17 protein-coding genes, 1 tRNA gene and 1 pseudogene are annotated in these 13,109 nt (G+C 69.4%); 10 read left to right on the top strand and 9 right to left on the bottom strand.

Annotated features, from left to right (window positions below):
- Positions 1-294 precede the first annotated feature (294 nt).
- From MTF65_RS14025 to MTF65_RS14005, 5 genes and pseudogenes are all read left to right on the top strand, one after another.
- A complete protein-coding gene (locus tag MTF65_RS14025) occupies positions 295-735 on the top strand; it encodes a hypothetical protein (RefSeq protein WP_243628993.1) in 441 nt (146 codons plus the stop codon).
- A 41-nt stretch (positions 736-776) separates the two neighbouring features.
- On the top strand, positions 777-1,175 hold the full coding sequence (locus tag MTF65_RS14020) for a hypothetical protein (RefSeq protein WP_243628992.1): 399 nt from the start codon (positions 777-779) through the stop codon (positions 1,173-1,175).
- A gap of 122 nt (positions 1,176-1,297) precedes the next feature.
- A complete protein-coding gene (locus tag MTF65_RS14015) occupies positions 1,298-1,909 on the top strand; it encodes a hypothetical protein (protein ID WP_243629076.1) in 612 nt (203 codons plus the stop codon).
- A gap of 127 nt (positions 1,910-2,036) precedes the next feature.
- Positions 2,037-2,474: a hypothetical protein gene (locus tag MTF65_RS14010; RefSeq protein WP_243628991.1), complete on the top strand. Its 438-nt coding sequence runs from the start codon at positions 2,037-2,039 to the stop codon at positions 2,472-2,474.
- A gap of 45 nt (positions 2,475-2,519) precedes the next feature.
- Positions 2,520-3,014, top strand: a pseudogene (locus MTF65_RS14005) (tyrosine-type recombinase/integrase); the annotation flags it as partial.
- 361 nt (positions 3,015-3,375) lie between these two features.
- On the opposite strand, the gene MTF65_RS14000 reads toward MTF65_RS14005, so the two are convergent.
- The 5 genes from MTF65_RS14000 to MTF65_RS13980 form a co-directional block, all read right to left on the bottom strand.
- Positions 3,376-3,732 carry a PRC-barrel domain-containing protein gene (locus MTF65_RS14000; protein ID WP_243628990.1) on the bottom strand — a complete coding sequence of 119 codons (357 nt, stop codon included), beginning with the start codon at positions 3,730-3,732 and terminating at the stop codon, positions 3,376-3,378.
- A gap of 341 nt (positions 3,733-4,073) precedes the next feature.
- Entirely contained in the window at positions 4,074-4,346 is a 273-nt protein-coding gene (locus MTF65_RS13995; RefSeq protein ID WP_243628989.1) for a hypothetical protein, read from the bottom strand.
- A 50-nt stretch (positions 4,347-4,396) separates the two neighbouring features.
- Positions 4,397-4,663, bottom strand: coding sequence for a hypothetical protein (locus MTF65_RS13990; RefSeq protein WP_243628988.1), 267 nt, complete (start codon positions 4,661-4,663; stop codon positions 4,397-4,399).
- A gap of 94 nt (positions 4,664-4,757) precedes the next feature.
- A complete protein-coding gene (locus MTF65_RS13985) occupies positions 4,758-4,946 on the bottom strand; it encodes a hypothetical protein (protein ID WP_243628987.1) in 189 nt (62 codons plus the stop codon).
- Positions 4,947-4,951: 5 nt separating this feature from the next.
- Positions 4,952-5,527 (bottom strand): DUF5994 family protein, encoded by a 576-nt coding sequence (locus tag MTF65_RS13980; protein WP_243628986.1) that lies wholly within the window; start codon positions 5,525-5,527, stop codon positions 4,952-4,954.
- Between the two features lie 293 nt (positions 5,528-5,820).
- Here MTF65_RS13980 and MTF65_RS13975 point away from each other — a divergent pair, with 293 nt between their 5' ends.
- Positions 5,821-6,321 (top strand): DUF5994 family protein, encoded by a 501-nt coding sequence (locus MTF65_RS13975; RefSeq protein ID WP_243628985.1) that lies wholly within the window; start codon positions 5,821-5,823, stop codon positions 6,319-6,321.
- 141 nt (positions 6,322-6,462) lie between these two features.
- Here the strand turns inward: MTF65_RS13975 and MTF65_RS13970 are convergent, their stop codons facing one another.
- The gene (locus MTF65_RS13970; protein WP_243628984.1) at positions 6,463-6,663 is read right to left on the bottom strand and encodes a hypothetical protein; all 201 of its coding nucleotides are present in this window, start codon (positions 6,661-6,663) and stop codon (positions 6,463-6,465) included.
- A 291-nt stretch (positions 6,664-6,954) separates the two neighbouring features.
- Positions 6,955-7,028, bottom strand: a tRNA-Gly gene (locus MTF65_RS13965).
- Between the two features lie 466 nt (positions 7,029-7,494).
- Here MTF65_RS13965 and dcd point away from each other — a divergent pair.
- Together dcd and MTF65_RS13955 are read left to right on the top strand one after the other, a co-directional pair.
- Positions 7,495-8,082: a dCTP deaminase gene (gene dcd / locus MTF65_RS13960; protein WP_243628983.1), complete on the top strand. Its 588-nt coding sequence runs from the start codon at positions 7,495-7,497 to the stop codon at positions 8,080-8,082.
- Positions 8,079-8,576, top strand: coding sequence for a phosphoribosyltransferase (locus MTF65_RS13955; RefSeq protein WP_243628982.1), 498 nt, complete (start codon positions 8,079-8,081; stop codon positions 8,574-8,576). Before dcd ends, MTF65_RS13955 begins: the two co-directional genes overlap by 4 nt.
- Before the next feature lie 104 nt (positions 8,577-8,680).
- On the opposite strand, the gene MTF65_RS13950 is transcribed toward MTF65_RS13955, so the two are convergent.
- On the bottom strand, positions 8,681-9,595 hold the full coding sequence (locus MTF65_RS13950) for a Yip1 family protein (protein WP_243628981.1): 915 nt from the start codon (positions 9,593-9,595) through the stop codon (positions 8,681-8,683).
- Positions 9,596-9,835: 240 nt separating this feature from the next.
- Between MTF65_RS13950 and MTF65_RS13945 the strand changes: the two genes are divergently transcribed.
- Positions 9,836-10,129 carry a hypothetical protein gene (locus tag MTF65_RS13945; RefSeq protein ID WP_243628980.1) on the top strand — a complete coding sequence of 98 codons (294 nt, stop codon included), beginning with the start codon at positions 9,836-9,838 and terminating at the stop codon, positions 10,127-10,129.
- Positions 10,126-10,479: a hypothetical protein gene (locus MTF65_RS13940; RefSeq protein ID WP_243628979.1), complete on the top strand. Its 354-nt coding sequence runs from the start codon at positions 10,126-10,128 to the stop codon at positions 10,477-10,479. Before MTF65_RS13945 ends, MTF65_RS13940 begins: the two co-directional genes overlap by 4 nt.
- Before the next feature lie 56 nt (positions 10,480-10,535).
- Here the strand turns inward: MTF65_RS13940 and MTF65_RS13935 are convergent, their stop codons facing one another.
- A complete protein-coding gene (locus MTF65_RS13935; RefSeq protein ID WP_243628978.1) occupies positions 10,536-13,100 on the bottom strand; it encodes a (Fe-S)-binding protein in 2,565 nt (854 codons plus the stop codon).
- Between the last annotated feature and the right edge of the window lie 9 nt (positions 13,101-13,109).

Raw genomic sequence — 13,109 nt, 5'->3', positions numbered from 1 at the left:
CCGTACCGCAGACCCGTGGCAAAGCGCGCCAGTGCCGGCGCGTAACCTTCCGGAGGTCCGTCGTGAAGCCGCCGACCGGCGCGCCCAGCGACTGCGGGTAGAGCGGGCAGATAACGCCCCCAGCCCCGACTACGGCGCAGTCCTCGCAGCCCTGGCCCGGATGACCCCGGCCCGGCAGTGACACACGCCCCCGCGCGGTCCCATGCAAGGCCGACAGCCTCCACCACCACAAACCCGTTACTCGAGCTCTTGCCGGCGAACGACCGGCGGTGCCGCCCTGAGAAAGGCACACCCATGCACCACATGCCTCTTGCCGAGCGCGCGGAACTGCTGCGGCTGTTCGCCGAGCGGATCGAGGCCAACCCCGAGGCCGTGACCCTGTCCTGGGAGTACCTGGGCAACGTTGCGGACTCGGACAAGGTCAGCGTGCTGCGCCGCAAGGAGAACCCCGACGCCACGCAGGCGGAGCAGTACGTGAGGATCCTGCCGTCCCTGCCCAAGGCCAACAGCGTCGTCTATCTGATCTTCGGGTCCGCGCGGGTAGAGCTCTGGCTGCCCGCAGCCCTGGCCGCCGACTACGACGGGCACCAGGCCGTGGAGTTCAAGACCCACAACGCCACCATGCAGGTCCACGTACACCTCGGCCGCACGCCAGACGCCCCGGCCGTCGCCATCGAACTGGGCCGCCGCGCCCTGGCGTACGAGACCCAGCGACTGCTGGCCAGCACCAGCTGACCCCGTACGCCCTCAACAGCAACAGAAAGAGAAGGAAAACCATGACCGAGAACGAGTCCCCCGGCATACCCACATCTGACGCCTCGAAGCCGGGCGTATCCGTCTACCAGACCACCGACGTGCGCCGGACGTCCGACGGCGGCCCCGTCGCCTACGTCGCCTACCGCGCCACCTGGACGATCGCAGCCGCCGAAGTGATCCCCTGGCTCGTGCTGAGCGGCGTGACCCTGGTCGGAGCCATCATCGCCCTGGTGGTTGGGTTCTCCGCCGAGGGACCGGACCTGACCCAGTGCGATGGCCTGTTCGCCGACACGCAGGCATGCCGGGGCGAAGACGCGGGAGACGCATTCGCCTGGGCCGCAGTCCTGCTGCCGCTCGGATCCCTGTCCACGGCAATCGTCCTGTGGCTGTGGCCGGTGGAGTACCGCCGCAAACCCTGACTCGCGCAGCCCCCCGCCACCCCGTTCGAGCTAGCGCCAACTGACCCCGCCCACGCAGACGGCCGCCGGTAAAGGAAGTACCGGCGGCCGCACCACCACCCAACCAGAAGGAGCACCACCCCGTGACGTACGACCCCAACCAGCAGCAGCCCGGCCCCGCCTACGGCTACCCGGGCCCGCAGCCGCAAGCCCCCTCATGGGGCCAGCCTGCCCCGACTCAGACCGGCCCCGTCGGAAAGTTCAAGACGTGGAACACCGGCCAGAAGGTCGGCGTGGGCTGCGGCGGCGCCTTCGGCATCGTGTTCGTGCTGGCCCTGATAGGCGCAGCGACCGGCGACAGCGGCACCCCGACGCCCGCACCCACCGTCACGGCCACCGTCACCAAGACCGTCCCCGGCCCCACCGTCACCGTGACAGCGACCCCGGCCGCCGCGCCGGCGCCGGAAGCGAAGCCGTCCGACGCCCCCAAGCCCGCCGACACCCCGGCCCCGGCCCCCGCTCCGGCGACCGGCACCCTGCCGAACTTCGTCGGCCAGCAGCTCCAGGCCGCGCAGGACGGCGCCCAAGCCGCCGGGTTCTACTTCCTCGACTCCACCGACGCGAGCGGCGCCGGTCGCATGCAGGTCCTGGACCGGAACTGGAAGGTGTGCAGCCAGACCCCCAAGGCGGGCACGTACGACCTGACCACTCGCGTCACGTTCGACACCGTCAAGACGGATGAGACCTGCCCGTGAAGACGGGGCGGCCGCCGGTGCACCAACCACCGCCCGGCCGCCGGCCCCACCCAACCACACCACCGAACCCGTTTTACTCGAGCTCTGCCGGCGAACGGCAGGCCCACCCCCGAAAGGAACCACCCCCATGCAGCACCTGAGCATCTCCGAGCGAGCCGCCCTGTTCGCGGCCGTCGCCGAACGGACCGCCGCCAACCCCGGCGCCTGCCTGACCTCGTGGGAATGGCTGTGCCGGGTCCTGGATGACCGCCATGTCACTGCCGACCTGCGTACCCCGCGCCCCGGCAACACCGACCCGCACCAGTACATAGCGATCAGCAACAAGAGCGACGAGACCCGTAATGCCGCCTACCTGATCTACGGATCCGGACGCGTCGAAATCCTCATCCCCCACGATCACGTCACCGGATTCCACGGACACCCCGCCACCCGCTTCAAGAATGGCCGCGGCAGCAATGACAGTGATCAGCGCGTGTACGTCTACCTGGACCGCACCGACGACGCCCCGGACGTCGCGCTCACTCTGATGCGCCGCGCCCTGGCCCACGAAGCCGCCCGCGCCTGACCTGCTACCCCACCCATTCGAGAAGCCCCCGCCGGCCAGACCGGGGCCGAGCTGCGCCGCGGCGATATCGACCTCGACACCGGATCCGTCCGCGTCCGACGGGCGGCTCCCGAGCTGAACACCGGCCGCCGGGTGATCGGCGACCCCAAGTCCCGGGCGGGCAAACGGTAGATCATGCTGCCCGGCTTCGTCCTCCGCGACGTCCGCCGACACCTGGACTGGTTCGCCCAGCCCGGCCCGAACGGCCTCGTGTTCGTGGGGGAGAAGGGCGCGGCCCTGCGTGGCACCACCTTCGGCCGCAAGTGGCGCAAGGCCCGTGACGCGGTCGGCATGCCGAAGGAGTTCCGCTTTTACGACCTGCGCCATACCGGCAACATCCTCGCGGCCGACACGGGCGCCAAGCTGAAGGACCTTATGGTCCGCGCGGGCCAGTCGTCCGAGGGAGCCCAGTTGATCTATCAGCACTCCACCAAGGCGCACCAGCGCACGCTCGCCGACAACATCGACGCCGACGTCCGCCGCCAGCGAGCCCAGGGGGACCGGCGTCCGGAGAGGACTGCGGTCGCGGCCGTGCATCAGCTCGTGCCACGGCTGCCGGCACCGAGCGGAGCGAGGGTGCCTCTGTACCCCTGTCGGCCGCTGTTCACCCCTCCGAAGGGCACGGATGGGGCACGGGTGGAAGGCCCCTGCGAGTACTACCGAAGGTGGCTGCGATGCGAGCGTCGGAACCGTCGTGTGGCGATGAAGGCCACGTCGGCCACGACCAGCAGGATGGCGATGATCAGGAGATAGAGCATGCCCTCCACCACCGCGCCGATGAGTCCCAGGATGACGGCCACGAGAAGCAGGAACAGGAAGATCGCCATTGCGAACACCTCCTCTGGCACGGGGCTCGGGGCGGTCAGCGGCGCGCGAGCTTCCGTTCGCCGTGGGCGCCGGGCTGGTAGGCCATCTCGTAGTGCTTGAAGATCGCTTCTTCCTGCTCGGCGGGCAGGATGTCATCAGTGCCGATGGCCGGGGCCTTCTTCACGACTGCCTTGGCGTGCGCGACCTTGACGTAGCCGGGTCCCACGATCGCCTCGTCGAGAGGAACGAAGACCAGGCGCCGGCGGGTGGGCAAGCCGGTGAGGACCGTGGCCATGGCCGGTTCGTCGGTAGCGGTGTGCACGTAGATCGCTTCCAGCGAGCCGATCCTGTGTCCTTTTGGGTCGACGACGTCGCAGTCGCGCCACTCGCGGATATCGGCTGAATGGATCATGTCCCGCTCCCTGCGGCGCGACGAGGGTGATACAACGGCCCCGGCACATTCACACGCCGGGGCCGCCCTTCCGGGCGCTGCACGTGAGAGTGCACCGACCCATTCATCATGGTATGCCCCTGGCGCTTCTCCGGCACCAGTGTGTTTCGCGGCGGTACAGGCCACCTATCGCCGTGAGAACCCTGGCAGTAGCGCGCCCGTGGCGACGCTTCCGCCCAAGGGCACGGATGGGGCGCGCACCCGTCGGCATGACGCCGTGAAACCTTCTTGCTGTGCCGGGGGCGCGCAACTGAAGCGCTGGTACGGAGGCGCCAGGCCCTGTTCGCGTGTGCGAGGGGATTTCAGCTGTGCTCTTCCTCCTCGGCCTCCATGCGCCGGATTCCCGCGTGGGTGAGGGTGACCATCGCGGGGGTGTTGCCCGGTTCCCAGTCGACGGTGATCAGGCCTTCGCCCGCCAGGTAGGTGCAGGCGGCGGCCAGGTCCTGTTCCGGTACGTGGAGGTCGCGCCGCAGCTGTGCTCCGGTGATGCCGAGGAGCCGGTTGCCTTCGACGGCTTCGTACAGGACACGGAGCACCTGTTCGCGGTAGGTCTTGCGTTCGTGCAGTGTCGCCATGACCGCGTCCTCTCGTGTGCGGGAGTGGGCTCCGGGGCCCGTCGGGGCTCTCAGGTCTCGTCGGAGTGGGCGCCGGTGCCAGCGGGCGTCCTGCTGGCGGCCAGCCAGGAGCGAGCGGGGCCGGCGGGTGTTGCAGTGTCCACGGTGAGGTGGAGGCGGGTGTCGCCGTCGAGGCCGGGATAGCTGCGCTGTTCCGTGCCCGCGAAGCAGTGGCGAAGCGCCTCCGCGACCGCTCGGGCGGCTTCGGGCGTGTGCGCGATGATCCGCACCTCGGCGTGTCCGAGCGAGGGCAGTGTCTGGGTCTCGATGTACTTCACGTGGGCGTGTTCCCTTCGGGGTGGGTGAGAAGCCGGCGGGTGGGGGCGCCGTGGCGCCCCGCCCGCTGCCCCCGGTCGGAGGAAGGTCTGTTCCTCACCGGTCGGCATCCGTGTGGTGGGCTCGACGACTGGTGTCGTCCGGCAGGCCGGGAGGTCTCGGCAGGGGGTCGCTGAAGTGGTGGGCCGCGATCCGGGCGTCGTGCTGGGCGTTGAGCAGGTGGATCAGGCGCATTCCGATGCCGATCGCGAGGGCGATCACCGCGATGAGGACGAGGCTCCCCATGGAGCTCACCTCCAGCCGTTTCCGGGCAGCGGGAGGGCGCTTCGGTCCATCGGGTTCCCGAAGGGGGACATGCAGGCCCCGCCTTCGCCCTCCCAGGTGTCTTCCCGGCGCATGGCGTCGCGGATGCCGCGCCCGATGGCGGCTTCGTTGGCCATCAGGACTTCGGCGGTGAGGACGCTGCCGGGGATCGCGGCGGCGGCCATCAGTCGGGCCGCGGCGGCGGGCTCGGTCTCGGGCGGGATGACGAGGAGATCCCAGCGCCCCACGGTGTAGGAGAGCAGGATCAGCTTGTCGGGGTCTTGCTCGGTGAACCAGCCCACGTGCAGCGTGCGCCCGTCCACGGGCACGGTGTGCGGTACGACCGGCCAGCGGGTGGGGTTGACGGTGACGCGGGTGACGCGGCCCCAGGGTTCCTCCAGGGCGGCGGCGAGCGGTGGGAGCTCGGCTTCGAGGTCGCGGGAGTAGGGCCACCAGGCCCCGTCCAGCCGGCCGACGAGCGTGGTCTTCGGAGTGAGGGACAAGCGTGCCGGGAGCTCTGCGGCGAGGTCGCGGGGCGCGGTCCGGCCGAGGGTCGTGGTCATGATGCGGACCTGCCCCCGGACTGCCCGTCGGCAGTCCGGTTTTTAGGCGATCGCCGGAAATGACACCCGCGTGAAAGCGGGTGCGCGAAGTACTTCCGGTGCTTTCACTGTACGCCTGTTCGATGGGCGATGACCGGTGTGACCAGGTATTTTCCGGCGGAGGCGCTGTGGAGAGCAGCGGTGCGGGCGGCGGGAGTACCGTGAAACGACGGCGGGCTCGCGTACGTCGCAGGTCGGCACCGGTGCCGGCCTGCGGCGAGGCACGGCCGCACCCCGTAGACGGGCGGACCCACATGGCTGACTCCGACACCCCCCACAGGCCCCCACTGCTCCTGCCGGAAGCGATCCACCAGGTGCTCAAACCTGGCATAGCCTGGCTGCGGCTGGAGACCACGCAGTCCCGGGAGGGGCTCCTGGACGGCGCGTGGTGGCCCCGCACGCGCGACATCGAGACCGAGCTGCCCGGGCTGATCAGCACGTTGACCGAGTACCTCGGGCCCATCACCCGGGTCGGCGTGGACGCATCCGCCTGGAACGGCCTCCCCACCCGCCTGGTCATCGACGACCAGGTCGTGCACCTCGACTCCGACCCGGTCGGCGACGACACCGTCCTCATCACCCGCGGCCACAACGACCACTTCGCCCTGCTGGTGGTTCCCCCGGACACCACAGCCGACGCCGCCCGCGAAGCTATGGCCCGCGCCGTCCGCGCCGACAACATCACCGAGGCCGCTCAGATCCTCATCGCGACCACACCCGAACCCGAGGACAGCGCCGCCGATGCGGCAGGCTGACCCCGAATCCTCAGCGGCCGAGCCGAGAGCGCGGTGCCACCGTGGCGGGCGGCCCGGTCTCCTTCGGCATGGGGCGGGATGCAACAGAGCCCGGCCGGAGTGACTGTGGACCGGCCGGGCTCTGGGCGAGTGGTGCTCTGGTCAGAGCCCCTCGTCGTGCAGGTCCTCTTCGCGCAGCAGGTCGTCCTCGCGGCGGCGCGAGGTTTCCTTCTGGCCGGGCTTCTGTCCCTTCTCGCGGGACGACTTGCCCGGCTGGGGCTGCGCGGGGTCTCCGGGGCGATGGTGTTCCTGCGCCTCGCGGCCCTTGCCCGGCTGCTGACGCTTGTCCTGCCTACCGTCCATGACGGCAACTCCTCTTGATGCGTGGGGTACGGATTCCTCTCGGATCACGCTGACACGCACAGCGACGGTCTGCATCATGTCGACTGCGAAGCGAGGCACACGGATGACGCCCCACCCCGCCCGTCGGCCTCACCGTGAAAGGCGACTGACGGCAGCCAGTCGACATCGAGTAGCGCCCGGGGCTCAACCTGACTCCCCACGAGGGCACTTGTGGCACGCGAATGACATGAGGGCCCAGAGAGATCTGGACAACAAAAACAAGCCCCAGGTCTGTGACCTGGGGCTTTGTCATGGAGCGGATGACGGGAATCGAACCCGCGCTATAAGCTTGGGAAGCTCATGTTCTACCATTAAACTACATCCGCGCAGCGTTCCAGTTTCCTGGATTCGTAGCGTTGCATACTCTACCTCATGATCGACCCCGGGTGAATTCACCGCGGGGTCGTTGTCGTGTGTGGGGTGCAGCAAGGCTCGTGGGGGCGGGAGTTGGGCGTAACGTACCGCTTCGGAGCGGCGGCTTGGGTGGGTCCTGATCATCCCCTAATGTGGCGATTCGTCGTAGTGCGGCTTGCAGGGGAAAGGGACTCGATGGAGCAGACCGTCGTCCGTTGTGCCGAGGGGCACGTATTCAGCACCGCTTCGTTTCCGTTGCAGCGGCTCGGGGCCGGCCGGATCGGGCCGGGGCGGCTGCTGCGCTGTCCGCGCTGCGCGCGGCTGCGGCACGCCGTGCCAGTGGGTGCCGTGAAGCGGTAGACGGAGACGAGGCGAGGCGAGGCGCGCGGGATCCGCTCCGATTGGGGGTGGCTCGCGCGCTCTGCGTATCCTCGGGGCGTGCTTCTCTCTGACAAAGACATCCGGGCCGAGATCGACAGCGGACGGGTTCGCATCGACCCGTTCGAGGATTCGATGGTGCAGCCCTCCAGCATCGATGTACGTCTCGACCGGTTTTTCCGGGTGTTCGAGAACCACCGGTACGCCCACATCGATCCCGCGATCGAGCAGGCGGACCTGACCCGCATGGTCGAGCCGGACGGCGACGAGGCGTTCATCCTCCACCCGGGTGAGTTCGTGCTCGCCTCGACGTACGAGGTCATCTCGCTCCCCGACGACATCGCCTCCAGACTGGAGGGGAAGTCCAGCCTCGGCCGGCTGGGGCTGGTGACGCACTCGACCGCAGGGTTCATCGACCCCGGGTTCTCCGGTCACGTGACCCTGGAGCTGTCGAACCTCGCCACCCTGCCGATCAAGCTCTGGCCGGGCATGAAGATCGGGCAGCTGTGCATGTTCCGGCTCAGCTCGCCCGCGGAGTTCCCGTACGGGAGCGAGCGGTACGGATCGCGGTACCAGGGCCAGCGCGGCCCGACGGCCTCGCGCTCCTTCCAGAACTTCCACCGTACTCAGGTGAGGCACGACGCATGAGCGACGTACGCGAGAACTTGGACTACCAGGGCTTCGGGCGCGCCGTGCGCGAGCTGGCCCAGACCATCGCCGACGACGGCTACGAGCCCGACATCATCCTGAGCATCGCCCGGGGCGGCGTGTTCGTGGCCGGCGGTCTGGCCTACGCGCTCGACTGCAAGAACATCCACCTGGTGAACGTGGAGTTCTACACGGGCGTCGGGACCACGTTGGAGATGCCGGTCATGCTGGCACCCGTGCCCGAGGCGATCGACTTCACCGACAAGAAGGTCCTCATCGCCGATGACGTGGCCGACACGGGCAAGACGCTCAAGCTCGTCCACGACTTCTGCCTGGGCCACGTCGCCGAGGTGCGCTCGGCCGTCATCTACGAGAAGTCGCACTCGCTCGTGAAGTGCGAGTACGTGTGGAAGAAGACCGACGAGTGGATCAACTTCCCCTGGTCGGTCGAGCCGCCCGTGGTGAAGCGTGAGGGTCAGGTCCTCGACGCCTAGCCGAGACGTGAGAGCCGAGAAGTGAGGGAGGGGCCCGCCGCGCGGATGTCGCGTGGTGGGCCCCTCTTGTGTCGTGCTTGTGTCGTGCGGGGCTCGTCGCAGTGCTAGAGGGTGCCCAGTTTGATGATCGACAGCAGGGCGATCAGCTGGATCGCGGAGGCGCCGAGCGCCTTCGGCCACGGCAGGTCGTGCGACTTGCTGATCAGCGAGGTGAAGAGGGCGCCGGCGGCCAGCCAGGTGGCCCAGCCGAGTACCTGGACGACCATGTTGTCGCCGCCGAGGAACACCGCGAAGAGCAGCCGCGGCGCGTCCGTGACGGACATGACCAGCATCGACAGGCCGACCGTCGGCTGCCACGAGCCGTCTCCGCCCATCTGGCGGGCGAGGGTGTGCGTGACCGCGCCCAGGATCAGCCCGCAGATGACGAAGGCCACGCCGGTGGACAGGACGATCGGGACGGCCTGGGCGAGGGTCGCCTTGATGGCGTCCTCGCGGGCCTTGTCGAAGCCGAAGACCGCGAGCATGCCGTAGAGGAAGGTGACGGTCAGCGCCGGACCCCAGACGGCGTAGTCGCGCATCTGGAGGAAGGTCGGCCCGGGCCGCATCACGAGGCCGCGCAGGAGCTCCTTCCAGCGCAGCCGGGGCCCGATCGGGCCGGCCGGGGCGGAGGCGGCGCCCGCGTGGTACGTCGCGGCCTGGCCGTACGGGTCCTCGCCGATGGCGAAGGCCTGGGTGTAGCCGGGGTTGTCCGCGTACGAGCCGCCGCCGTTGCCCTGGCCGTACGGGGGCTGAGCCTGGGGTTGCTGCCCGTACGGGTCGAAGTACTCGGGCTCGCCGTGCCCCCCGGCGGCGGCCTGCTGGGGCCACTGCTGCTGCGGGGGAGACCCGGCGGGTGGGTAGGGCTGCTGACCGTACGGCGCCTGCGGCGGTTGCTGCTGCTGACCGTACGGCTGCTGCCGCGAGGGGTGTTGCGGGGTGCGGTTGTTGTCCCGGCCGCGTCCGATCCTGAATCCAGCCACGTGATCGAAAGTACCTGGTCCGGCGGGACCCGGTGGACGGGCGGCCCGAACCGGGGCCCTTTGCGGCTGACCTGTGACATCCCCTAGGGGATCCGCAGGGGGGAACCGCTCATTCCGGGGCGGTGTCGGGTTTACCCGGCTGCGGGGCAGTCTGCGAGGGTTCGTTACCTTGCCAATGGAATACGGAGATATCAGACGCGTAGCTTCGCCAAGGTCGCTGCCGCCGTCCTCGCCCTCCCGGTGGGGTCCGCGTTCGCCGACTCCCCGACGGTTCCGACCGTTCCGCCCGCGACGTCGGCGGGCCCGACCCCGCAGGTCACGCCGCCGATCGGACTGGTACGGGCTTTCGTCACCGCCGTGAAGCTGGCCGACGGGTCGGTCGCGAAGGGCGGCCAGCCGAACGGCACCGTGACCTCGTGGCTGGAGGCGGAGTCCTCGGTCCGGATCACCATGCCCGACGGGCGCATCGCGAAGCTGATCGACGGCTCGAACGGCAACGTGCTCGCGAGGATCGACCTGACGGGAAGCGCGTGACGTTCGTCGTCATCGACGGGAAGATCGGCGGCGACAGCTGGGTGTACGAGTTCGGCAGCGGCAAGCTGATCGAGACGTACACGGAGGCACCGAAGAAGAAGGCCGCGCCGACGGCTGCCGTGGCCGACGGTGCGAAGCGGGTCGTCCCGCAGGGCGGCGTGAAGGCCGGCGCGGAGGGTGTCGCGCCGAAGAACGACGCGCGGTGCTGGTGGCCGCCTGCGGTGGCATGGCGGCGGTCGGCGCGGCCGGGCTGGGCTTCGCCCTCCTCCGCCGCTCCCGCCCCTGACCCCGCCGGGCCGCTGCCGGGCCGCTGCCGGGCCGCTGCGCGGAGCAGTAACGCGGAGCCGTAAACGCGGAACGGCCGGTCCCCCTGGGCGGGGTACCGGCCGTTCCGTCGTGGTGCGGGCTACTTCGCGCTGCCGGCCGATGCCTCCGGCTTGGCCTCGGGTTCCGCCTCGGCGGGCTCCGCCGCCGTGGCCTCGGGCTCCGCGTCAGCCGTCGCCTCCGGCTCGGCCGCAGGTGCCGCCTTGGCCTCGGCCCCCGCCTCGGCGGGCTCCGCCGCCGCAACCGCGGGCTCGGCCTCGGCCGCAGGCGCGGTCTTCGCCTCAGGCTCGGCCTTGACGGCCTCGACGGCCTCCGCCTCCGCCGCCTCGGCCTTCGCCTTGGCCTCCGCAGCTGCCGCCGCCTCGGCCTCGGCCTCCGCCGCCGCCGCCTCCGCTTCTGCGGCAGCAGCGGCGGCCGCCAGCTCCGCCTCCGTGGGCTCCGGGGTCTTCACCGACTCCAGCAGCAGCTGCGCCACGTCCACGACCTGGACGTGTTCCTTGGCCTGGCCCTCGTTCTTCTTGCCGTTCACCGAGTCGGTCAGCATCACCAGGCAGAACGGGCACGCCGTCGACACGATGTCCGGGTTCAGGGACAGCGCCTCATCGACACGCTCGTTGTTGATGCGCTTGCCGATCCGCTCCTCCATCCACATCCGCGCGCCACCCGCGCCACAGCAGAAGCCCCGCTCCTTGTGGCGGTGCATCTCCTGCTGCCGCAGGCCCGGCACGGCCGACATGATCTCGCGCGGCGGCGTGTAGACCTTGTTGTGCCGGCCCAGGTAGCACGGGTCGTGGTACGTGATCAGCCCGTCGACCGGCGTCACCGGCAGCAGCCGGCCCTCGTCGATCAGGTGCTGGAGCAGCTGCGTGTGGTGGATGACCTCGTACTCGCCGCCCAGCTGCGGGTACTCGTTCGCGATGGTGTTGAAGCAGTGCGGGCAGGTCGAGACGATCCGCTTCGCCGACTTCGGCTTCTTCGTCGACGGGTCGTCGTCGTCCTCGCCGAACGCCATGTTCAGCATGGCCACGTTCTCCTGGCCCAGCTGCTGGAACAGCGGCTCATTGCCGAGGCGGCGCGGCGAGTCGCCCGTGCACTTCTCGTCGCCGCCCATGATCGCGAACTTCACGCCCGCCATGTGCAGCAGCTCCGCGAAGGCCTTCGTGGTCTTCTTGGCCCGGTCCTCCAAGGCGCCCGCGCAGCCGACCCAGTACAGGTAGTCGAACTCGGAGAGGTCCTCCGCGTCCTTCCCGATGATCGGGACCTCGAAGTCGACCTCCTTCGTCCACTCCACGCGCTGCTTCTTGGCGAGGCCCCAGGGGTTGCCCTTCTTCTCCAGGTTCTTGAGCATCGTGCCCGCCTCGGACGGGAACGCGCTCTCGATCATCACCTGGTAGCGCCGCATGTCGACGATGTGGTCGATGTGCTCGATGTCCACCGGGCACTGCTCGACACACGCACCGCAGGTCGTGCAGGACCACAGCACGTCCGGGTCGATGACGCCGTTCTCCTCGACGGTGCCGATCAGCGGGCGCTCGGCCTCGGCCAGGGCGGCCGCCGGGACGTCCGCGAGCTGCTCCGCTGTCGCCTTCTCGTTGCCCTCCATGTCCTTGCCGCCACCGGCCAGCAGGTACGGGGCCTTGGCGTGCGCGTGGTCGCGCAGCGACATGATCAGCAGCTTCGGCGACAGCGGCTTGCCCGTGTTCCAGGCCGGGCACTGCGACTGGCAGCGACCGCACTCGGTGCAGGTGGAGAAGTCGAGGATGCCCTTCCAGGAGAACTGCTCGACCTGGGAGACGCCGAAGACGTCGTCCTCGCCCGGATCCTCGAAGTCGATCACCTTGCCGCCGCTGGTCATCGGCTGGAGCGCGCCGAGCGCGACCGCGCCGTCCGCGTTGCGCTTGAACCAGATGTTCGGGAAGCCGAGGAAGCGGTGCCAGGCGACACCCATGTTGGTGTTGAGCGAGACCGTGATCATCCAGGTGAAGGACGTGACGATCTTGAGCGCCGCGAAGAAGTAGGTGAGGTGCTGCAGCGTGCTCAGGCTCAGCCCGTCGAAGGCGGCGATCAGCGGGTACGAGGCGAAGAAGCTGGGCTCCCAGCCGTCGACGCCGTGCTGGGCCCCCTCCAGCGCGCGCAGCGTCATGATGCATACGCCGACGATCAGGATGACGGCCTCGACGAAGTACGCCTGGCCCGTCTTGGAGCCCGCGAAGCGCGACTTGCGTCCCGCCTTGCCCGGCCGGCTCAGCTGCCGGATCACGATCAGGGTCCCGATGCCGAGCACGGTCATCAGGCCGAGGAACTCGGTGAAGATCTCGTACGGCAGCCAGTCACCGATGATCGGGATCAGCCAGTCGGCCTGGAAGAGCTGACCGAAGGCGTTGACGATGGTCAGCAGCAGCGAGAAGAAGCCCACCGCCACGAACCAGTGCGCCACCCCGACGATGCCCCAGCGGTTCATGCGGGTGTGGCCGAGGAACTCCTTGGCCAGCGTGATGGTGCGCTGCGTGGGGTCGCCGGTGCGCGTGCCCGCGGGCACTGGCTGGCCGAGGCGCACGAAGTGGTAGATCTGCGCGATGGCACGGCCGAACAGCGCGACGGCTACCACCGTGATGACCAGCGACACGATGATCGCGGCGAGTTGCATGGGAGGGCT

This window comes from Streptomyces sp. APSN-46.1 (assembly GCF_022815725.1).
In the GTDB taxonomy this organism is placed as follows: Bacteria; Actinomycetota; Actinomycetes; order Streptomycetales; family Streptomycetaceae; genus Streptomyces.
Note: the sequence above shows the minus strand (reverse complement) of the source record. Positions and strands in the feature narration are given on the sequence as shown.